We start from the raw sequence: 18977 nt of genomic DNA, 5'->3' as shown, positions 1-18977 counted from the left end.
GCGCGAGCCGCGATCGACCGAATTACCGACCGCGCCGCCACCCGCTTAAGCTCACCGCGTGCTCGTGCTGCTGCCCCCATCGGAGACCAAGGCCGAGGGCGGCGCAGGCGCGCCCCTCGACCTCACCGCCCTGTCGTTCCCCGAGCTCACGCCCGTGCGCGAGCGGCTGGTGACCGCGCTGAGCGAGCTGGCCGCGGACGTCCCGGCGAGCCTGGCCGCGCTCGGCCTCTCGCAACGCCAGGCCGACGAGGTCACCCGCAACGCGGTCCTGCGCGAGTCGCCGACGATGCCCGCGCTGGAGCGCTACACCGGCGTCCTCTACGACGCCTTGGACGCGAAGTCGTTCACCAAGCCGCAACGCAACCGGGCCAACCGCAGACTGGCGGTGGCGTCCGCCCTGTTCGGGGTGGTGCGCACGGGCGACCCGATCCCGGCCTACCGCCTCTCCGGCGACACAGTCCTGCCCGGCGTCGGCGGCCTGCGGACGCTGTGGCGGTCCGACCTGGAGAAGACGCTGTCCACTGTGGACGAGCTGGTGGTCGACCTGCGCTCGGGCGCCTACGCCAACCTGGCCGCGATCCCGCACGCCGTCACCGTCCGCGTGGTCACCGACGACGGCGCGGGCAGGCGCAAGACGGTCAGCCACTTCAACAAGGCGTACAAGGGCAGACTCGCCGCCGCGCTGGCGCTGGCCCCGCGCGAACCGGGCTCCGTCCGCACCCTGATCTCGGTGGCCGCGGCCAACGGGATGCGGCTCGAACCGACCGGCAAGAAGTCGCTCGACCTGATCGTCGTTTAATTCGATTGACGGCCCTGACCTGGGCCGGGCAAGCTGTGCGCGACAGAGGCGAAGAAGGACCTGAGGAGGTGCGCTGTGGTGATGACTGTCCCGGTGGCCGCACCAGCCCGGTCACCCGCCCCACGTCGCTGACTCTCGCGGTGGGGCTTCCTTCCCAGGTCTAGGAGACCCACCAGTGCGAAAGCACGAGTTCACCGACGAGTTCGACAGTTTCGACAGCACCCCGCGCGGCCGCATGCGCCGTGTCCGGTTCGACGACGATCCCCAGCCGCAGCGCACGGGCAGGCTCACCGAGGCCGAGAAGGCCCGACTGGCCCGCGTCCGCGACGACGCCTACACCGCCGCCGAGGAACTCCCCGACGGCGCCGACCGCTGGTCCACGTGGGGTGACAGCGACCAGGGTCCGCACCCGCGGCCCGACTGGCTGATCACCGACCTCGCCGCGGCCGACACCGAACTGGGCGTGCTCAAGACGGGCAAAGAGGCCGACGTGTTCGTCATCGAACGCGCCGTCCCCGACGGTCTGCGCTGCCTGCTGGCCGCCAAGCGGTACCGCAGCGGCGAGCACCGGATGTTCCACCGCGACGCGGGCTATCTCGAGGGCAGGCGGATGCGCCGTTCCCGCGAGATGCGCGCGATGGCCAACCGCAGCGCGTTCGGCCGCAACCTGATCGCCGAGCAGTGGGCGGTCGCCGAGTTCGCCGCGCTGTCGCGGCTGTGGTCCATCGGCGCCCCGGTGCCGTACCCGGTCCAGCGCGACGGCACGGAGATCCTCCTGGAGTTCCTGCGCGACGAGGAAGACCAAGCCGCGCCCCGGCTCGCCCAGCTTCGCCCGGAGCGGGACGAGTTGCGCGAGCTGTGGGAGCAACTCGTCGCGGGCCTGGAGCTGTTCGCGGTCGTGGGCCTGACCCACGGGGACCTGTCGGCGTACAACACGCTGGTCCACGATGGACACCTGATGCTGATCGACCTCCCCCAAGTCGTCGATCTCATCGCGAATCCCCGCGGACCGGAGTTCCTCGCGCGTGACGTTGCCAACATTTCGGGGTGGTTCCGTTCTCGCGGATTGCCCGAAGACGTGGCCGATCCGGCCACTTTGACCGCTCGTCTGCTGGTCACGGCCGGTATCGACTGATCGACTCGGGGAGCGGCGTACGTGATCCTGGTCCCTTGGTGCGCACTCGCTACTGGGTGTGCGCTAACCTAGACACGCATCGTGAGCGACACATGTACGTCGCTCCCCGCCCGGCAACCGAATGACCGCCGGATGGCCAGCGGTGCCACCCGCAACTAACGGCGTGACATACGCGCCGGGCCCGTCCGTGTGAATGCCTGCCGGTCTCCTTTGAAGAGAGCGGAGCCTCCCGAGACGTGCCACGTCCGGAGAGGACCCCGTGCAGAATACTGCCCTGCCCACGAACGACCTGATTTCGAACGACATCACTGAAGAGGACCGCAAGCCCCGTCACCGCCAGAGCGGCAAGGGCAAGCACGACCTCCACGAAGAGGGCGTCATCTCGTTCGCCGACCTCGGTCTGCCGCAGCCGCTGCTCAAGGCGCTGGCTGACGCAGGCATCTCCTCCCCCTTCCCGATCCAGGCCGCGACGCTGCCCGACGCCCTCAAGGGCAAGGACGTGCTCGGCCGCGCGCAGACCGGATCGGGCAAGACCCTCGCCTTCGGCCTCGCGCTGCTCGCCCGCCTCCAGGGCGGCAACCCCCGCGCCCTGCGCCCCCGTGCGCTGATCCTGGTCCCCACCCGTGAACTCGCGCTGCAGGTGAGCGACGCGCTCACCCCGCTGGGCAAGTCGCTGGGCCTGTGGGTCCGCACCGCCGTCGGCGGCATGTCGTTCCCGCGGCAGTCCGACGCCCTCAAGCGCGGTGTCGACCTGCTGATCGCCACGCCGGGCCGCTTGTCGGACCACGTCCGCCAGGGCACCTGCATCCTGCACGACGTGCAGTACATGGCGATCGACGAAGCCGACCAGATGGCCGACATGGGCTTCCTGCCGCAGGTCCGCGAGATCATGGACCAGGCCGACCCCGACGCCCAGGTGCTGCTGTTCTCGGCGACGCTCGACGGTGACGTCGACCAGCTGATCAAGCGGTACATGAAGAACCCGGTCACCCACTCGGTCGCCCCCGCGACCGCCAGCGTGTCCACAATGGACCACCACATGCTGCTGGTGTCCAAGCAGGACAAGGCCGACGTCATCGCCGAGATGGCCGCCCGCGAGGGTCGCACGATCATGTTCGTGCGCACCAAGCACCACGTGGACCGTCTCGCCGACAAGCTGCGCTCGGTCGGCGTCCACGCAGGCGCGCTGCACGGCGGAAAGACCCAGGGTGCGCGCAACCGCGTCCTGAGCCAGTTCCGTGACGGCAACATGCCCGTCCTGGTCGCCACGGACGTCGCGGCCCGCGGCATCCACGTCGACAACGTCAGCCTGGTCGTGCACGTGGACCCGCCCGCCGACTCGAAGGACTACCTGCACCGCGCCGGCCGTACGGCGCGCGCCGGCGAGTCCGGCACGGTCGTCACGGTGGTCACCCACGACCAGCGCCGCACGGTTGTGCGGATGACGGACAAGGCGGGCGTCAAGCCGGAGAGCACCAAGGTGCGCCCCGGCGACCCGGACCTCGCGCGCATCACCGGTGCCCGCACCCCGTCCGGCGAGCCGGTCATCGAGCGGGTCGCACCGGCCCGTCCGCCGCGCTCGGGTGGCCACACCCCGCGTCGGGGTGGCGGTGACTTCCGCCGCCGCACCGGCCGCGAGAGCCACGGCCACGAGGGCCGCGCCCGCGAGGCGCACCACCCCCGTGACGACCGTCGCGACGCCCCCCGCGAGGGTGGCCCGCGCCGCGAGTTCCGTGACGGCCCCCGCCGCGACTTCCGCGACGGCCCGCGCACGGACGCCCCGCGCGGCGACGGCCCGCGCCGCGACTTCCGCGACGCTCCCCGCTCGGACGACCGCCGCTCGGCACCTGCCGGTGCCGCCCGTGGGTCGCGTGACGGAGACCGCCGCTACTGATCTCGGCATAGATAGACACTGAGAGCCGCCCCTGGGGAAACCTGGGGGCGGCTTTCGTTTGCGTTGGGTCTAATCGAACGCTGAGCAGGCTGCGCGCGTGCTGTTCGACTGCGCGGTGCAGGGTTGGTGGTTCGGCGATTCGCGGTGCGGGCCGGAGGTTCAGCGATACGCCGCGCGGGGAGGCAGCACGGGCGACCTGCGGTACAGGGCAGACGGCTCGGCGGTTGGTGGTGGGTGCCTGTTTGGGTGTGCGTCGACACGCAGTTGCCACTCTCACCGCTACGCCTCGCGCTTGACCGCCCGACGGCCTGTTTGGGTGGAGCGGTTTCTTTGGGGGACGAGAAAGGCCCCTAAACTTGCTGTGGTCGTGGGGGCCGAAGGCTTCCCACCCGCTCTTCCACGACAGGGGCCTTTCTTCGTAGGGGCCCCAAAGAAACCACTCCACCCAAACAGCCACCAACAACCAGGGCACGCCGCGCAACCCCGGATGGCCGGGCTTAGCTTTCGGGCTGTTCCAACTCACCCGCCAGGCCTGCCACCGGCCCGATGATCGTCACCGCCGGGGGTCGGATTCCCTCCGACACCACATCAGCCGCCACCGTGTCCAAAGTGGACCGCAGGATGCGCTGGTTGCGTGTGGTTCCCTCTTGCACCACCGCGACCGGCGTTGATGACGGGCGGCCGCCTTCGATCAGGGTTTTGGCGAACTGGTCCAGTTTGTCCACGCCCATCATCAGGACGATGGTGCCGCGCAGTTTTGCCAGGGCGGACCAGTCGGTGAGGGACGTGGGGTCGTCGGGGCCGACGTGGCCCGAGACGACCACGACCTCGTGGGCGATGCCCCGGTGGGTGACCGGGACGTCCGCCACGGCAGGCACCGCGAAGGCCGAGGTGATTCCGGGGACCACGGTGACCGGCACGCCTGCCTGGGCGCAGGCGATCAGTTCCTCGAAGCCCCGGCCGAACAGATACGGGTCTCCGCCCTTGAGACGGACCACGAACTTGCCCGCGCGCGCGTGGGTGATCAAGGCGTCGTTGATGGCTTCCTGCGTGGCGGCGCGGCCGTAGGGGATCTTGGCCGCGTCGATCACCGTCACCGAGGGCGGCAGTTCGTCGAGAAGGTCGCGGGGGCCGAGGCGGTCGGCGACGACCACGTCGGCCCGGGACAGTAGGCGCCTGCCTCGGACGGTGATCAGTTCCGGGTCGCCGGGGCCGCCGCCGACAAGGGCGACGCCGGGCAGTTCCGGGGTGCGGGCCTGGTCCGAGACCCGACCCTCACGCAGGGCGTCGAGCAGGGCGTCGCGGACCGCGGCGGAGCGCTGATGGGCCCCGCCCGCCAGGACACCGATGAGCAGGCCGTCGTAGGAGCCGCTGGCCGGGGTGACCGCGCTGCCCTCGCTGCCCGCGTCGGCACGGACGCAGAACACGCGGACAAGCTCGGCCTCAGCGGCCACCGAGGCGTTGACGTCGGTGTCGGACGTGCAGCACAGCACATACCAGGCGTCGGCCAGGTCGCCGCCGGCGTAGCGGCGCTCGTGCCAGGTCAGTTCGCCCGCGTCGGCCATGGCCTGCACGGACGGGGTGACTTCCGGCGCGATGACCTCGACCTTGGCGCCCGTGGCGACCAGTCGGGGAAGCCTGCGCTGAGCGACGGTGCCGCCGCCGACCACGACGACGCGGCGGCCCGCGAGATCGAGTCCGACCAGATAATGCTGCTCTGCCATTGCGCAAGCATGCCTGGTCCGCCGCCGGACGCCACTCACCCACGCCCGTCAGTGTGACGGAACTGGCACCTCCGCCACCCGGACCCGGTATCCGACACCGCGCACCGACTCGACGACAACCCCTGGCGCACCCGTGCGCAACGACCGGCGCAATCGTTTGACAGCGGACACCACGGCCTGCGTGTCGCCCACGTAGGGCCTGCCCCACACGAGCGTGGTCAACTCCGCGAACGCCCACACCCGCCCGGGGTCGCCGGCCAACGCGAACAGCAGGTCGAACTCCCGCGAGGACAGCGTGATCCGGGTGCCGTGCCAGGTCGCCTCCCGCAGATCGGCGTCGAGGCGCAGCTTGCCCTGTTCGACCACCCGGTGCGCGGGCAGCACCGACTCCCCGTCGAGGACAGCCCGCAACGCCGACGAGTCGGGCAGATAGAGCACCGCGACTTGGCCGCCGGTGGCCGCCGCGACGGCGGCAAGCTGATCGGCGGTGGTCCCCACGCAGAACACGAGCGGTGTATCCAGGCCATTGAGCACGCCAACCCCCAGGCACGTCATCCACTGACAAGGCCTTTCGCCACAGGGTTCGCTTTGTTACAGCTTTTTGGACCAGCCCACCCCCTGACCTGAGATCAGGGGGTGGCGGCCCGGACCGCGAGGCCGACGACGGCAAGACCGAGCACGACGCACACCGGCTGCAGCCAGGAGAACGTGCGGATGAACGCGAGTTGGACCAAGATCCAGCCAACCAGCATCACGCCGGCGATCACCGCCGTCCTGGTGGCGTACGGAGCCTGACGCCAGAGCGCGACGGCCGCTGCGGTCATCGGCCCGGCCACCCCGAGCAGCAGGGCCACCCCGGCCAGAGTGGTGCTCTGCCAGGGCAGTCTGCCCTCGATGGTCGGTCCGAAGTCGATCCCGCCGCCGATGATGCCGACCGCGCCGGCATACGCCCACACCGCCACGGTGGCGGTGAGTGTGGTCAACGCGCCCCGATGGCGGACTCTCTCGGGGGCGGACGTCACGTGTCGTGTCATCTCTGCTCCTACGCCGACTCGGTCAGTGGTCAGCTCCAACCTCGCCGGGGCGACCGGGAAGCGACGCGGCCGAACTGCCCTTCCGTGCAGGGTCCGAGGTCCGGGCACGCCGGCCGCGAATCGACCCGATACCGCCCGCCTGGAGTCCTTCACGGCGGATCACGGGTAGGGAAACGTCGAATGGAACCGGTGGTTATCAGCCAACTACCGGCGGTCACACGCGCGGGCACCCCTGACCGCACAAGATGGGAGCGACCTTGTTACCCCACCGTCATCCCGGCCGGGCCTGGCTGGTCCTGCTCACCGCTCTACTCGCCATGCTCAGCACCCTGACCGTCCCCGCCTTGGCGGAGCCGGACCCGGCCGACAAGATCGAGCGCGCCGTCGCCGAAGCCTTGGAAGTCAAGGACAGCAGCGACTTCTGGGTGGTGTTCACCGAGCAGGCCGACCTCTCCGGACCGTCCCAGGTCGCCGACTGGGACGCGCGTGGCCAGGCGGTGCTCGACGCGCTGCGTGAGACCGCCGACCGGAGCCAGGCCCCCGTCCGGGCCGACCTGGACGGCGCGCGGGTCGACTACCAGTCGTTCTTCATCACCAACGCCCTGCTCGTGCGCGGCGGAACCGCCGCCCTGGCCGACACACTGGCCAAGCGCGCCGAGGTCGCGTCGATCCTCGCGACGCACACCTACGCTCTGCCCACACCGCGGCCGGGCGCCGACGCCACCGCGGTGAACGCGGTCGAGTGGGGTCTCGCCGCCATCAACGCCGACGACGTCTGGTCCGGGTTCGGTGTGCGCGGCGAAGGAGTCGTGGTCGGCAACATCGACTCCGGCGTGCAGTTCGACCACCCGGCGCTGGTCGGGAAGTACCGCGGCAACACCGGGTCCGGCACGTTCGACCACAACCACAACTGGTTCGACCCGTCCCGGGTCTGCCCGGGCGGCACCCCGTGTGACAACAACGGCCACGGCACCCACACGATGGGCACCATGGTCGGTGGCGACGGCGCCAACCAGGTCGGCGTCGCCCCCGGCGCCCGCTGGATCGCGGCGAAGGGCTGCGAGTCCAACGGGTGCTCCGAGGCCGCGCTGCTCGCCTCGGGCCAGTGGATGCTCGCCCCGACCGACTCGAGCGGCGCGAACCCGCGTCCCGACCTGCGCCCGCACGTGGTCAACAACTCGTGGGGCGCGTCGAACGGCGGGACGATCGACCCCTGGTACCGGGCGACCGTGCAGGCCTGGCGCGCGGCGGGCATCTTCCCGTCGTTCTCCAACGGCAACTCGGGCCCCGGCTGCAACACCGCCGGCTCCCCCGGCGACAACCGCGAGTCGTACTCGTCGGGCGCGTTCGACGTCAACGGCGCGATTGCCTCGTTCTCCAGCCGCGGCCCCGGTGAGAACGGTGACGTGAAGCCGAACCTGGCCGCGCCAGGTGTCAATGTGCGCTCGTCAGTCCCCGGCAACGGTTACGCGGCCAACAGCGGGACCTCGATGGCCTCGCCGCACACCTCCGGCACGGTCGCCCTGATGTGGTCGTCGGCGCCGAGCCTGGTCGGCGACATCGCCCGCACCGAAGCCCTGCTCGACGACACCGCCGTCGATGTCGACGCCCTCACCTGCGGCGGCACGGCTGATGACAACAACGTGTTCGGCGAAGGCAAACTCGACGCCTACGCCGCCGTCGACCGTTCCCCGCGCGGCCCGGTCGGCACGCTCTCCGGCACCATCACCGACGCGTCCACCGCCGCGCCGATTTCTGGGGCCAGGGTCGAGCTGACCGGCCCGAGCAACCGCTCGCTACTGACTGGGGCACCTGGTTCGTATAGCTCCTCCCTTCCCATCGGTGACTACACGATCTCGGTCTCAGCGTTCGGGTACGGCACACTCGCGGGCACGGTGTCCGTCACCGAGGGCCAGACGACGACGCGCGACGTCGCTCTGGTTCCCCAGCCCAGCAGCGACATCACCGGCGTCGTCCGCTCGTCGGCGGGACAGCCGGTGGCCAACGCGACTGTCCGGATCACTCCTGGGCCCATTCAGTCTGTCACTTCCGGGGCCGACGGCGCTTTTGTTGTCCACAGGGTCCCGCACGGCGACTACCAGCTGACCGCGTCCGCGGGCGGCTGTTCCGATCCGCGCACCCAGGCGCTGACCGTCGACGGCCCAGAGACCATCGACTTCACCCTGCCGAACCGCTCGGATTCCTTCGGCCACCACTGCACCCTGGAGACAGCGTCCTATGTGGAGGGTGACACGCCGCTGGCGCTGACCGGCGACGATCAGGCCACCGTGGTGTCGCTGCCGTTCGAGTTCTTCTTCTACGGCAAGACCTACCGCGAAGCGCACGTCGCGACCAACGGCCACGTCAACTTCCTGGCCCGCAGCACGGCGTACGCGAACGCGGCGCTCCCGGGCACCGCCGCGCCCAACGCGGCGATCTACCCCTTCTGGGACGACCTGCTCATCGACGCCTCCAGCCGGATGATGACGAAGACGTCGGGCACCGCGCCGAACCGCGAGTTCGTCATCGAGTGGCGCAACGCCACCTTCTTCCAGGCCACCACCACGCGCATCGACGTGGAGGCGGTCCTGTCGGAGAACGGCGAGGTGTCCCTGCGCTATCGCAATCTCGATTCCGCGACCCCGAGGGAAACCGGCAGCTCCGCGACCGTCGGCATCGAGAACGGCACCGGAACCGTGGCGCTGCAGTACTCGCTGAACTCACCGGTCCTGAGCAACGCCCAGTCGATCCGCTTCACCCCGCCCGCGAGCGGCGTGCTGAGCGGAACCGTCACCGACGCCAACGACGCCCTGCCGGTCGCGGGCGCGGTGGTGCGCGCGCTGAACGGCGCCACCGAGGTCGCCCAGACCACGACGGCCGCCGACGGCGCCTACCGGCTGCGGCTGCTCGCCGCGGACTACACGGTCGAGGTCACCAAGCAGCACTACGTTGCCAGTTCCTCGCCGCTGACCCTCAACGGCGACCACACCCAGAACGTGGCCCTGAACACGCCACGCGCGGAACTGGACACCACCCCGCTCGCGTTCCTCGCGCAGGCCGGACAGCTGCGCGCCGCCACGCTGTCGCTGCGCAGCACCAGCGCTCTGTCGCTGGACTACAGCCTGAGCAGCGGCGCGGCGTGGCTGTGGGCGGTGCCGGGGACCTCGAGCGTGAAACCCGAGTCGGCGCAGGCGGTCACCGTGCGCGTCGACCCGGTCGGCCTCACGCCCGGGGTGCACGACTCGGTCATCACGTTCACCACCAACGCGGGCCGCACGCCCACGCTGACGGTCCCCGTCCGGCTCGTGGTTCCCGAATACCGAAAGGGAATCAACGTCGGCGGCGCCGGTATGACCGACCGCGACACCGACGTCTGGGTCGATGACCAGCGCTGGGCTCCGGGCGGCTCCGGCTACCTCAGCGCGGGCCCGGTCACGACCACCCGCAAGGCGATCGCGGGGACCGAGGACGACGCGCTGTTCCAGTCGCAGCGGGAAAGCGCGGGTGGCTACCGGTTCGACACGCTGCCCGCGGGCACATACCAGGTCCAGTTGAACTTCGCCGAGCTCAACGCCTTCCAGCCGGTGGGCAGGCGGGTGTTCGACGTGTCCGTCAACGGGACGAAGGTGTTGGCGAACTACGACATCGCCGCCCGCGTCGGCGCGCTTACCGCGGACGTGCACGAATTCTGGGTGACCGTCCCAGATGGAGGGTCGATTGCCATCGAACTCGCCGCTCAGGCGGGCAAGAAACCACCGGTCCTGAACGCGGTGCGGATCACGCATCGTCCGGACCGGACGGAATAGCCCCGAGTAGTCCGATCACCCCCGGAGGCAGCCTTCAGCTCGACGGAGGTTGCCTCCGGGCATTTCGGGGTATCCTGTAGTCAGTCGAGAGAATTCTCGGACCGGACCAGGAACCGTCCGTCTCGACAGACCGGGTGGCGTCAAGCCCCCGGATTGGGCCGCGGATGCCCCGGCGGACACTGAGCGTGTCGTGGGACCAGGGTCGCGGACCTGACAATCCAGCATGTTCGTCCCGATCGCCGGGAACAGGCGCCCACGACACCCGAGACGAGTTTTCACCATGTCAGCGAGTTCTTCCGTTCTTGAACGACCCCCCAAAGCGCCCAAACCGATCTTCGGTGAGCCCGCTTCGCGGACCGAGATCATCACGATCCGCGCGTTTCTGATCATCCCGTTCATCGCCTTGCTGGCGGCTGTCCCGCTGATGTGGGGCTGGGGTGTGAGCTGGGTCGACCTGACGGTGGCCGCGGTGTTCTACACGGTGTCCACGCTCGGTGTGACCATCGGCTTCCACCGCTACTTCACGCACGGCGCCTTCAAGGCCGCCCGACCGCTGCGGATCGCCCTGGCCATCGCCGGGATGCTGGCCGCGCAGGGCAGTGTCCTGGGCTGGGTCGCCGACCACCGCAGGCACCACGCGTTCTCCGACCGCGAGGGCGACCCGCACTCCCCCTGGCTGTTCGGCACGTCGCCGAAGGCGATCCTGCGCGGCTTCTGGCACGCGCACATGGGTTGGCTGTTCGGCCGCGACCGCACCAACATCGACCGCTTCGCGCCTGACCTCGCCGAGGACCGCGACATCCAGGTGCTCGACAAGCTGTTCCCGCTCTGGGTGACGCTCAGCGTCGGCCTGCCCGCCGTCATCGGCGGCCTGGTCACCATGTCGTGGTGGGGCGCGCTGACCGGCTTCCTGTGGGCCGGACTGGCCCGTGTCGCCTTCCAGCACCACGTGACCTGGTCGACGAACTCGATCTGCCACATGATCGGCAGCCGCCCGTTCACCAGCCGCGACCGCTCGGCCAACTTCTGGCCGCTGGCGATCCTGTCGATGGGCGAGTCCTGGCACAACTCCCACCACGCCGACCCGACCTCGGCCCGCCACGGCGTGCTGCGCGGTCAGATCGATATCTCGGCCCGGCTCATCTGGGTGTTCGAGAAGCTCGGCTGGGTGTGGCAGGTCCGCTGGCCCACTCAGGAACGACTCGAGAAACTGGCGGTATCCAAGTGAGCGAAGCTCTCACCGGTCCGATGTCCACTTTCGCCCGCTCCCGCTCCGACGCCCTGGACGACATGGTGCTGCAGCGCGGCCGGGCCGCGGTGGTCGTCGCGGGCCAGTCCGTCGGCGTCGAGGACTGCCGGGAACTGCTGCTCATGCTCGGCCTCGACGCGGGCACCGAGCGGCCGCACGACCCGCTGCTGGCCTATGTGGGCCCGGCGATGTAGCCGCTGAGCCGCTCGGCCAACGCCGCCCTGTCGCTCGCCGTCGCGGGCCGGTCCGTGCTCGTGGACCGGCCCGCGACGGCGTTCTCCACGAACGCGGCGACGTCGTCGGGCGCCGGGACGACGTCGGTGCCAAGCCTGGCCACGGTCTCGGCCTTGCCGGGCGGGTTGTGCTCGATCGCCAGCGACCACCCGGCGCGCTCGTCCCACAGGAGCATGAGGTCCTTGCCCGGCCGCCCGGGAAGGGCGACGTAGGCGGTCGCGGTGTCGCTGATCTCGCAGGAGGTTCCCTCAGCGGGCAGGTCGATGGCCTCGGCCACGGCACGCAGGTAGGCCTCCAGGCCGCGCCGGAGGGCGTAGGTGCTGTCCGCGTTGTTCACGTCGTGCACGTTACTTCAGCGAAAACAATCGCGGATCTCGGTGAGCATGTCCTGCAGCGCGTGAAGCCCGACGCCTTGGTAGTCGATGACGAGCCGCGCGCCGGGGATGGTGAAAACGGTCGAGATTCCGTCGTGGATCTCCCGGAGTTCGAGCGTCCGTTTCCCGTGGCGCGGGTGCAGGCCACTGACGGTTCGGGATCGCAGGTCTTCACAGGCTTCGACCAGCGCCGGGATGGTGTCGGGAAGCAGTTGGAGCGAGAACGTGTCGATCGCGCCTGGGTGCACGAGGATCGAGCGGTGGTCCGGGGCGAGGTCGAAGATCGTCGTGATGGACTGCCGGTCGGCGTTGCGGCCCTTGACGCACCAGCGGCAGGCGAAGTGCGAGTAGACGGCCGCGTGCCGGACGACGGCGGTCACAGCCACACCGGCAGCAGGGCTCGGCTCAGGCGGTTGAGGAGTTCACAGTCCGGCCCGCAGACGGCGCAGTGGCCGCTGGAATCGAGCCGGTGTGGGGACAGTGCGGTGCACACGGCCGAGACGAGGCGGCAGATCTCGGAGCGGGCGGCCAGGCAGACCTCGTCGTCGGTGCCCTGTTGGACGATGACCACGAGGGCGGCGAGGTGCCCGCGAACGGCGTGATCGGCCCGCTCGGCTTGCGTCGGCCTGCGTGGCTCGACGAGTGCGTGTCGGCTCATAGTGGTAACACTTACATGGCTCTGACCTGCGCGAACATGCGCGGACGAGTGATTTCCACGGGCACGGAGAGCGATCTTGGTCGGTCTTCATGGCAGGCATGACATCGAGGGAGCGGGCGTGAGTGGGGTCAGCGAGCGGGGGCTGGGGATGGAGCTGAGGAAGTTCCGGGAGAGAGCCGGGATGACATGCGCACAAGTCGGTGAGGTGCTCGGCTGGTCAGCCAACACCGTGAGCCGGATGGAACGCGGCCTGCGTCGCGACACGCGGCCGGATGAGGTTTCGGCCCTGCTCGCGGGCATGGGGGTGACCGGTAACGAGCGTGCCATGGTGATGCGGATGGCCACTGGCCATCGCGAGCAAGGTTGGTGGGAGGGAACCGACACCAACCTCAGCGATCAAGCCCGGACCTACATGGCCTTTGAGGCCAAAGCGACCAACATTGTTGACGTGGAACCCCTGCTGGTTCCGGGCTTGCTGCAAACCCCCGACTATTACCGTGCGCTTCTTGCGGCCTGCGCAATCGATCCCCTGGACATGAACCATCGAATCGCACGGCGACTGGGGCGGCAGGTCATCTTGGACCGGCCCTACGCCTCCTTTGCGTTTGTTGTCAGTGAGTTGATGTTGCGGCAGCCCCTTGGCGGCCATGAGGTGATGGCTCGCCAGACTCGCAGGCTGCTGAAGGAAGCCCTACGGCCAAACGTGTCGGTTCTCGTGCTGCCCACATCTGTGGCGGCGCACCCAGGACTCTTGGGTGCGTTCGTGGTCCTGGAGTTCGCCGACGAACCGCCGGTGGTGTTCGTAGAGGGTCGACAGTCGGCCATGTTTCCCGAGAACCCATCGGAGATCGAAACCTATAGAATGGCGGCCGAAAGCCTGGTCGCGTTGGCACTGGATCAAGAGCGATCCGCTCGGGTGCTGGACGACATCGCCGAGGAGCACGAACGAGCGAGGTAGCCGTGATGGCGGAGTGGCACACGAGCAGCTTCAGTGGAGACGCCAACTGCGTTGAGGTGGCGTGGCGCAAGAGCAGCTTCAGTGGCCAAGAGATCAACTGCGTCGAGGTCGCGTTCAGGGAACCCATCGCCAACATTCGCGACTCCAAGCAGCCCGAGGCGGGCCACCTCACCCTCCCTGCCCCCGCCTACCGAACCTTCCTCGCCACCCTCACCGGCCGCTGACTTCTCTTCGCACCACCTCGGGCAACCACGCCCGCACCGGCGAGAACTCGTGCTCGACCAACATGCCGAAGTCCGCCTGGTAGGAGAACGGCGACAGATCCGGGTCACCTTCCGGGTCGTCGAGTTCCTCGACGACCGCCGCGCGCCCGGTCACGTCCTCGATCACCGCGCACAGCTCCCGCGCGCTCAGCCCATCGGGTGAACTCGCGTTGACCGGCCCGGTCACCGACGACCCGCTCAGCCACGCCAGGTACCCGGCGATCTCCTCCGCGTGCGCGAACGACGACCGCCCAGGCACCCGGTGCGTGACGATCCTGGCGCCTGCCAGCACGCGGTCGACGTGGAAGGCGAGCCTGCCGGTGAACTCCCCCTCGGCGAGCACATGGCCTGCCCGCGCGAACGCCACCGGGAACTCGGCCGCGTCGGTCAGCGCGCTCTCGGCCTGGCGCTTGCCTTCGCCGTAGTGGGCATCCGCGAAGTCCGGGTCCAACCACGGCAGGGACACGTCGTACCCGTGGTCGGCCGGGTCAAGGTCGGCCGCGGCGGCGAACGGGCGGATGCCGGGCACGGTCGTGTAGACCTCGATCGTCGAGGTCATGACCAGCCTGCGGGTGCGGCCCTGGAACGCCTTGGCGGCGGCGAGCGCGGTGACCGGCGAGTAGCACATCTGGTGGACGACGGCGTCGAACTCGTGGCCCGCCACCGCTTCGCTGAGCGCGGCGACGTCGTTGGCGTCGGCGGACAGCCGCGACACCGTCTGGCCGAAGTCGTCGCCCGAGCGGCCGCGGGTCAGCACCGTCACCTTGTGGCCCGCCCCCAGCAGGCGCCTGACCAATGCCTTACCGAAGAACCTTGTGCCGCCGATGACACAGATGTGCCCCATGTCTCCCCTCCGCTGTCGACTACTCCAACGCGGGGAGGATCGGGCTATTCCCGGCTAGGCGGCTTCGCGCCAGAGCCCTTCGATGCCTTCCGACCGGCAGCGGTGGTCGATATAGAGCAAGGTCGTGAGCACCGTCATGGCGGGGGCGAACACCGCGCTGGTGAGGATCGTGGCCAGCGAGATGCCCAGCGCCGACCCGCCGCTCACGGTCTCGAAGACGGCTCCGACGATCGCGGACACGATGCCGGTCGCGAGCCCGGCGAGCAGCAGGATCCCGAACACGCGCCACCAGCCCACCGCGTGCACCAGCGTGCGGGAGCGGCGCAGCGACTCGATGACACCCTTGTCCTCGACGACGGCGACCGACGCGGCGAACGTGAACGCCATCGACAGATACACGATGGCAACCACACCCGGCAGGGCCAGCAGCATGCCCGCCTCACCACCGACCGCGATCGCACCGACCGCGATGGCGGCGATCCCGAGCATCATCACGCCTATGGCGGCGAGGATCCCGAACAGCCTGGGCAGCTTGGGCAGCATCGCCGACAGCGCCGTCCGCAGGCCCGTGACGTGCCCGAACACCGCCCGCGGAACCACGACGTTGACCACGCCGACCAAGACCAGCGCCATGACCTCGACGACCAGCAGCGCGATCAAGGTGGCGATCAGGTACGGGCGCAGCTCGGCGAAGGTCGGCATCGCCGTGGTCGGCACCTCGGGAAGCCCACCCACCACGAGAACCGTGACCGCGACCGTCACCAGTTCGGCGAGGACCGCGACGATCAGGCCACCGCCGAAGAGCGCGCGCGGATTGCGGCGCAAAGCCTGCACGGTGCCGCTGACCAGGTCGGACAGGGTCAGTGGCCGAAGCGGGACGATGCCCAGGCGCAGGGCTTCGTTGTCAGTGCTCATCAGTTGATTCCCCAGGGGTCGGTGTGTGGACGATAGCCGCACACCGGGGCGTCAGAGAACGCTGCCCACGAACTTGAGCGCCTGGGGAAGCACCGACTTCCAGTAGGCCTCATCGTGGCCGCCCGGGGTGAACGCCGCCTCCACGGCCTTGGTGTTCTCGGCCAGCCGCCGCGCCGGGCCGATGAACGCCCTGTCCTCGGTGCCGCACCAGACACCCAGCTTCTGGGTCGCGAACTCCGCCATGTGGCGCAGCGGCTCACGCTGCTCCCACTGCTTCTGCCCGTCGTCGAACATGTCGGAGGCCTGCGCGTCGGTCCAGTTGTCGAACAGTTTCGGGCTGATCACCGCGACAGCCGACAGCCCTGGCGTGCGCGCCATGTTCAGCGCGCCCGCGCCGCCCTCGGAGATGCCGAGCACGGAGAACGGGGTGCTGGCGAGGTCGTGGTAATCCAGCCAGCCGGGAAGGTCCTGGAAGAGCATGCGCTGTGGGTCGTCGTCCTTGTAGCCGACCCAGTTGCCACCGTCGACGGCGACGACCGCGAACGGCGCGGAGCCGTCCTGGACGACCTTGGTCAACATGTCGGGGAGGCCATACTCCAGGAAACTCTTCGCCAAGGTCAGCCGGTCGGAGTGCAGGGCAACGCAGACGGGGAGCGGTCCGGTGACGCCCGCGGGGCGCATGATCACGATGTCCACTTCGCGGTACCGGCCGGACGACAGGTTGCGTCCCGTCGTCACCGGCTGGGTGGCCGAGGTGGGGGCCTTGCTCTGGATGATGTTGTCGGCCTGGCCCCCGGGCGCCATTTCCCGCTGACATCCCGCCAGCAGCCCGGCACCGAGACCCAGCCCACCGACCAACACCGCCCGACGAGAAAGCCGAACAGTTCGCGCAGTATTCACAAGTTCTCCGCTCGTCACGGACCCCTGGCGAGATCCTATGGGTCTAGCGGGGCCTGTGGGGCAGTCCGCGCAAACCTGCCACGTTGACCTTGTCACGTGAACATTTGGTGAGCGGCGATCGAGCCACCAGTCGGTTGCCCTCCGGTAACTGGTCCGCACCACTACACCGTTCGGCGCAATGGAACCACAAGAAGGTCCGGATCGGTCACGCGCTGAGCAGAGCAGGCACCCGCACAAGGTCACTCGGTCCAGCCGCCGGTCACATCGGGATCAGCTCGAACGAAGCGGCCAGCGGGGTGCCGAAGCGATCCCCGGTCTCTTCGGCGATCGTGCGGAGGAATCCCTCCGGCTGGGCCATGGGTCCCTCCAGCGCGGCCAGGTACACCGCGTGCTCCTTGAGGGAGGCGATGCCGCGGTCGAGTGTCTCGGTCACGTCGACCGCGTGGGTCGCCAGCGGCGAGCCCGCGACCGCCACCCATCGCACGCCGGACCAGGGCTCGCCCGCGTCGGTGAAGACCCAGCGGTTGGCGGCGTCGCGGACGGCGTCGAGGGTGGCGTTGCCGACGTTGCGGTGGTCGGCCATGTTGAGGAAGCCGCCGGGGAAGGTGGGGTGGTGGTTGATCGTCACGACCAGTTCCGGCTGGTGCCTGCGGATCGCCGTGGCCAGGTCCCGCCGCAGGGGGACGCCGTATTCGATGACGCCGTCGGGGTGGTCGAGGAACTCCACGACGTCGACGCCGACAATCGCCGCCGCGGCGATCTGCTCGGCGGCGCGCAGGGGGCCGGACTCGTGCGGCGGCATCGTGTCGATCCCCGCCTCGCCGCGGGAGGCGAGCAGGTATGTCACAGTCTTGCCCGCGTCGGTCCACCCGGCGATCGCCGCGGACGCGCCGTACTCCAGGTCGTCCGGGTGCGCGACGATGGCGAGGGCGCGCTGCCAGTCGGTGGGCATGGGTTCCAGGTCGGGCATTATCGCTTCCCCCACAACAGGAATGTCGAATCCGCCTGCGCGATACCGACGCCGGTCGGGAGTTCGGTCAGGGCGGCTGAGGACAGTTGGCACCCGTCGACGCAGTAGCCGGCGTCGACGAGGGTCTTGCGGACGTCGCCGAGGCGGTCCAGTTCCGGGACCAGCACGACGATCCGGTCCGCGCCGGTGCCCGCGCAGGCACGCACGACCTCGGGCCGGGACGTGCCGACGAACACCGAGTCGGGGCGCGGCAGCCCGGTGAGGGCCGCGGGCGGGTCGCCGTCGACCAAGCGCAGGTCGACACCGTGGGAACCGGCGTTGGCGACGATTCGTATGCACAGCGCGGGATCGCGCTCGATCGAGACCACGGCCGCGCCGAGCTTCCCGGCCTCGATGCCCAGCGCGCCGGAACCGGCGCAGACGTCCCAGACGAGCGCGCCGGGACGCGGGGCGAGCCGGGCCAAAGCCAGCGCCCGGACCTCCGGGGCGATCCCGACGCCTGCCCTCGTCTGGTACGCGCTCTCGCCAAGCGCCCAGCCGTCGGCCGCCGGGGCCGGTTCGCCGCCCGCGATCCAGGTGTCCGACCCGAGCGAGTCGATCGACACCAGGCACAGCACCAGGTTCGGCTCCCGCCAGGTGCGGCGGACCGCCTCTGTCGCGTCCACGATGGACAGCTTCTCGCGGGGGCCGTCGAGATCTTCGAGCACCGCGAGGTTGCGCTGCCAGCCGTCGAGTTCGCGGGCCAGCTCGGCGGGACCCGCGCCGGGCGCGGTGAGCACCGCGACGGACTTGCGGGCCCGGCACACGTTGACGGCATGGCGGAAGTCGCGGCCGCGGGCGCTGACCACAGTCAGGTCGTCCCACGGCCGCTTGATCATCGCGGCCAGCCGCTGCAGGGCCGACACCGACGGCCAGGTGACCACCGGCAGTCCCTTGGCCCGCAACGCCCGCAGCACGCCGAAGAAGCCCGCGTCGCCGGAGACCAGGACGGTGGCCGATTCCTCGGCGCGGACCGTGTCGGCCAAGGCGTCGAGGATGGAGTCCTCCACGGTGTGGCCGCCCAGGATCAGGGTGCGCTCGGCATGGCGGCCGTGGGCGTCCAGATGGCACCTGGCGCCCACGACCAACTGGGACTTGCCCAGCGCCACCTCGGCGCCCGCGGGCAGGACCGCCCCGTCGACACCGACCACCGTCACCGTCGTCATGGACTCATGAGATCA

Annotated in this window: 19 protein-coding genes; 8 read left to right on the top strand and 11 right to left on the bottom strand. The window is 69.8% G+C overall.

Translation table 11 applies throughout. The features are described from left to right. Positions 1-58: 58 nt before the first annotated feature. The 3 genes from yaaA to GPZ80_RS19460 all read left to right on the top strand — a co-directional run bounded on the left by yaaA (position 59) and on the right by GPZ80_RS19460 (position 3828). Positions 59-799 carry a peroxide stress protein YaaA gene (yaaA, locus tag GPZ80_RS19470; RefSeq protein WP_187222057.1) on the top strand — a complete coding sequence of 247 codons (741 nt, stop codon included), beginning with the start codon at positions 59-61 and terminating at the stop codon, positions 797-799. 175 nt (positions 800-974) lie between these two features. After that, positions 975-1934 carry a serine protein kinase RIO gene (locus tag GPZ80_RS19465; protein ID WP_187222055.1) on the top strand — a complete coding sequence of 320 codons (960 nt, stop codon included), beginning with the start codon at positions 975-977 and terminating at the stop codon, positions 1932-1934. A 259-nt stretch (positions 1935-2193) separates the two neighbouring features. Then, a complete protein-coding gene (locus GPZ80_RS19460; protein ID WP_187222053.1) occupies positions 2194-3828 on the top strand; it encodes a DEAD/DEAH box helicase in 1635 nt (544 codons plus the stop codon). Positions 3829-4325: 497 nt separating this feature from the next. Here the strand turns inward: GPZ80_RS19460 and cobA are convergent, their stop codons facing one another. The 3 genes from cobA to GPZ80_RS19445 all read right to left on the bottom strand — a co-directional run bounded on the left by cobA (position 4326) and on the right by GPZ80_RS19445 (position 6586). Continuing rightward, positions 4326-5552, bottom strand: coding sequence for a uroporphyrinogen-III C-methyltransferase (gene cobA, locus GPZ80_RS19455; RefSeq protein ID WP_187222051.1), 1227 nt, complete (start codon positions 5550-5552; stop codon positions 4326-4328). A 48-nt stretch (positions 5553-5600) separates the two neighbouring features. Beyond that, the gene (locus GPZ80_RS19450) at positions 5601-6050 is read right to left on the bottom strand and encodes a winged helix-turn-helix domain-containing protein (protein ID WP_187222049.1); all 450 of its coding nucleotides are present in this window, start codon (positions 6048-6050) and stop codon (positions 5601-5603) included. Between the two features lie 131 nt (positions 6051-6181). Beyond that, positions 6182-6586: a hypothetical protein gene (locus GPZ80_RS19445; protein WP_187222047.1), complete on the bottom strand. Its 405-nt coding sequence runs from the start codon at positions 6584-6586 to the stop codon at positions 6182-6184. A 257-nt stretch (positions 6587-6843) separates the two neighbouring features. On the opposite strand from GPZ80_RS19445, the gene GPZ80_RS19440 reads away from it, so the two are divergent. The 3 genes from GPZ80_RS19440 (at position 6844) to GPZ80_RS19430 (ending at position 11835) form a co-directional block, all read left to right on the top strand. Beyond that, a complete protein-coding gene (locus tag GPZ80_RS19440) occupies positions 6844-10392 on the top strand; it encodes a carboxypeptidase regulatory-like domain-containing protein (protein ID WP_187222045.1) in 3549 nt (1182 codons plus the stop codon). A gap of 280 nt (positions 10393-10672) precedes the next feature. Next, positions 10673-11620 (top strand): acyl-CoA desaturase, encoded by a 948-nt coding sequence (locus GPZ80_RS19435; RefSeq protein ID WP_187222043.1) that lies wholly within the window; start codon positions 10673-10675, stop codon positions 11618-11620. Continuing rightward, entirely contained in the window at positions 11617-11835 is a 219-nt protein-coding gene (locus GPZ80_RS19430; RefSeq protein WP_187222470.1) for a hypothetical protein, read from the top strand. The genes GPZ80_RS19435 and GPZ80_RS19430 overlap by 4 nt, the downstream gene beginning before the upstream one ends. Here GPZ80_RS19430 and GPZ80_RS19425 read toward each other — a convergent pair. The 3 genes from GPZ80_RS19425 to GPZ80_RS19415 are packed head-to-tail and all read right to left on the bottom strand — an operon-like array spanning position 11814 to position 12907. Further along, complete coding sequence (locus GPZ80_RS19425; protein WP_187222040.1) at positions 11814-12212, bottom strand: DUF6292 family protein; 399 nt, start codon at positions 12210-12212, stop codon at positions 11814-11816. The two genes, GPZ80_RS19430 and GPZ80_RS19425, sit on opposite strands and share 22 nt — an antisense overlap. Positions 12213-12227: 15 nt before the next feature. After that, positions 12228-12629 carry a hypothetical protein gene (locus GPZ80_RS19420; RefSeq protein ID WP_187222038.1) on the bottom strand — a complete coding sequence of 134 codons (402 nt, stop codon included), beginning with the start codon at positions 12627-12629 and terminating at the stop codon, positions 12228-12230. Continuing rightward, a complete protein-coding gene (locus GPZ80_RS19415) occupies positions 12626-12907 on the bottom strand; it encodes a hypothetical protein (RefSeq protein WP_187222037.1) in 282 nt (93 codons plus the stop codon). Before GPZ80_RS19415 ends, GPZ80_RS19420 begins: the two co-directional genes overlap by 4 nt. A 118-nt stretch (positions 12908-13025) precedes the next feature. Between GPZ80_RS19415 and GPZ80_RS19410 the strand changes: the two genes are divergently transcribed. Continuing rightward, positions 13026-13865 carry a helix-turn-helix domain-containing protein gene (locus GPZ80_RS19410; RefSeq protein WP_187222035.1) on the top strand — a complete coding sequence of 280 codons (840 nt, stop codon included), beginning with the start codon at positions 13026-13028 and terminating at the stop codon, positions 13863-13865. A gap of 5 nt (positions 13866-13870) precedes the next feature. After that, entirely contained in the window at positions 13871-14089 is a 219-nt protein-coding gene (locus GPZ80_RS19405; protein WP_187222033.1) for a DUF397 domain-containing protein, read from the top strand. Here GPZ80_RS19405 and GPZ80_RS19400 read toward each other — a convergent pair. The 5 genes from GPZ80_RS19400 to cbiE form a co-directional block, all read right to left on the bottom strand. Next, entirely contained in the window at positions 14076-14972 is an 897-nt protein-coding gene (locus GPZ80_RS19400; RefSeq protein WP_187222031.1) for an NAD-dependent epimerase/dehydratase family protein, read from the bottom strand. The two genes, GPZ80_RS19405 and GPZ80_RS19400, sit on opposite strands and share 14 nt — an antisense overlap. Before the next feature lie 54 nt (positions 14973-15026). Continuing rightward, positions 15027-15887, bottom strand: coding sequence for a DUF7847 domain-containing protein (locus GPZ80_RS19395; RefSeq protein WP_187222029.1), 861 nt, complete (start codon positions 15885-15887; stop codon positions 15027-15029). Positions 15888-15938: 51 nt separating this feature from the next. Further along, a complete protein-coding gene (locus tag GPZ80_RS19390; RefSeq protein ID WP_187222027.1) occupies positions 15939-16748 on the bottom strand; it encodes an alpha/beta hydrolase-fold protein in 810 nt (269 codons plus the stop codon). A gap of 298 nt (positions 16749-17046) precedes the next feature. Beyond that, positions 17047-17757 (bottom strand): PIG-L deacetylase family protein, encoded by a 711-nt coding sequence (locus GPZ80_RS19385; RefSeq protein ID WP_187222025.1) that lies wholly within the window; start codon positions 17755-17757, stop codon positions 17047-17049. Next, positions 17757-18962 (bottom strand): precorrin-6y C5,15-methyltransferase (decarboxylating) subunit CbiE, encoded by a 1206-nt coding sequence (cbiE, locus tag GPZ80_RS19380; protein WP_187222023.1) that lies wholly within the window; start codon positions 18960-18962, stop codon positions 17757-17759. Before cbiE ends, GPZ80_RS19385 begins: the two co-directional genes overlap by 1 nt. Between the last annotated feature and the right edge of the window lie 15 nt (positions 18963-18977).

Source organism: Actinokineospora xionganensis, assembly GCF_014323725.1.
Classification (GTDB): Bacteria; Actinomycetota; Actinomycetes; order Mycobacteriales; family Pseudonocardiaceae; genus Actinokineospora; species Actinokineospora xionganensis.
Note: the sequence above shows the minus strand (reverse complement) of the source record. Positions and strands in the feature narration are given on the sequence as shown.

Coding starts and splice junctions, on each gene's coding strand:
- cobA (WP_187222051.1), bottom strand. CDS start 5,552: ATGGCAGAGCAGCATTATCTGGTCGGACTCGATCTCGCGGGCCGCCGC.
- GPZ80_RS19445 (WP_187222047.1), bottom strand. CDS start 6,586: ATGACACGACACGTGACGTCCGCCCCCGAGAGAGTCCGCCATCGGGGC.
- GPZ80_RS19435 (WP_187222043.1), top strand. CDS start 10,673: ATGTCAGCGAGTTCTTCCGTTCTTGAACGACCCCCCAAAGCGCCCAAA.
- GPZ80_RS19415 (WP_187222037.1), bottom strand. CDS start 12,907: ATGAGCCGACACGCACTCGTCGAGCCACGCAGGCCGACGCAAGCCGAG.
- GPZ80_RS19405 (WP_187222033.1), top strand. CDS start 13,871: ATGGCGGAGTGGCACACGAGCAGCTTCAGTGGAGACGCCAACTGCGTT.
- GPZ80_RS19400 (WP_187222031.1), bottom strand. CDS start 14,972: ATGGGGCACATCTGTGTCATCGGCGGCACAAGGTTCTTCGGTAAGGCA.
- GPZ80_RS19395 (WP_187222029.1), bottom strand. CDS start 15,887: ATGAGCACTGACAACGAAGCCCTGCGCCTGGGCATCGTCCCGCTTCGG.
- GPZ80_RS19385 (WP_187222025.1), bottom strand. CDS start 17,757: ATGCCCGACCTGGAACCCATGCCCACCGACTGGCAGCGCGCCCTCGCC.
- cbiE (WP_187222023.1), bottom strand. CDS start 18,962: ATGACGACGGTGACGGTGGTCGGTGTCGACGGGGCGGTCCTGCCCGCG.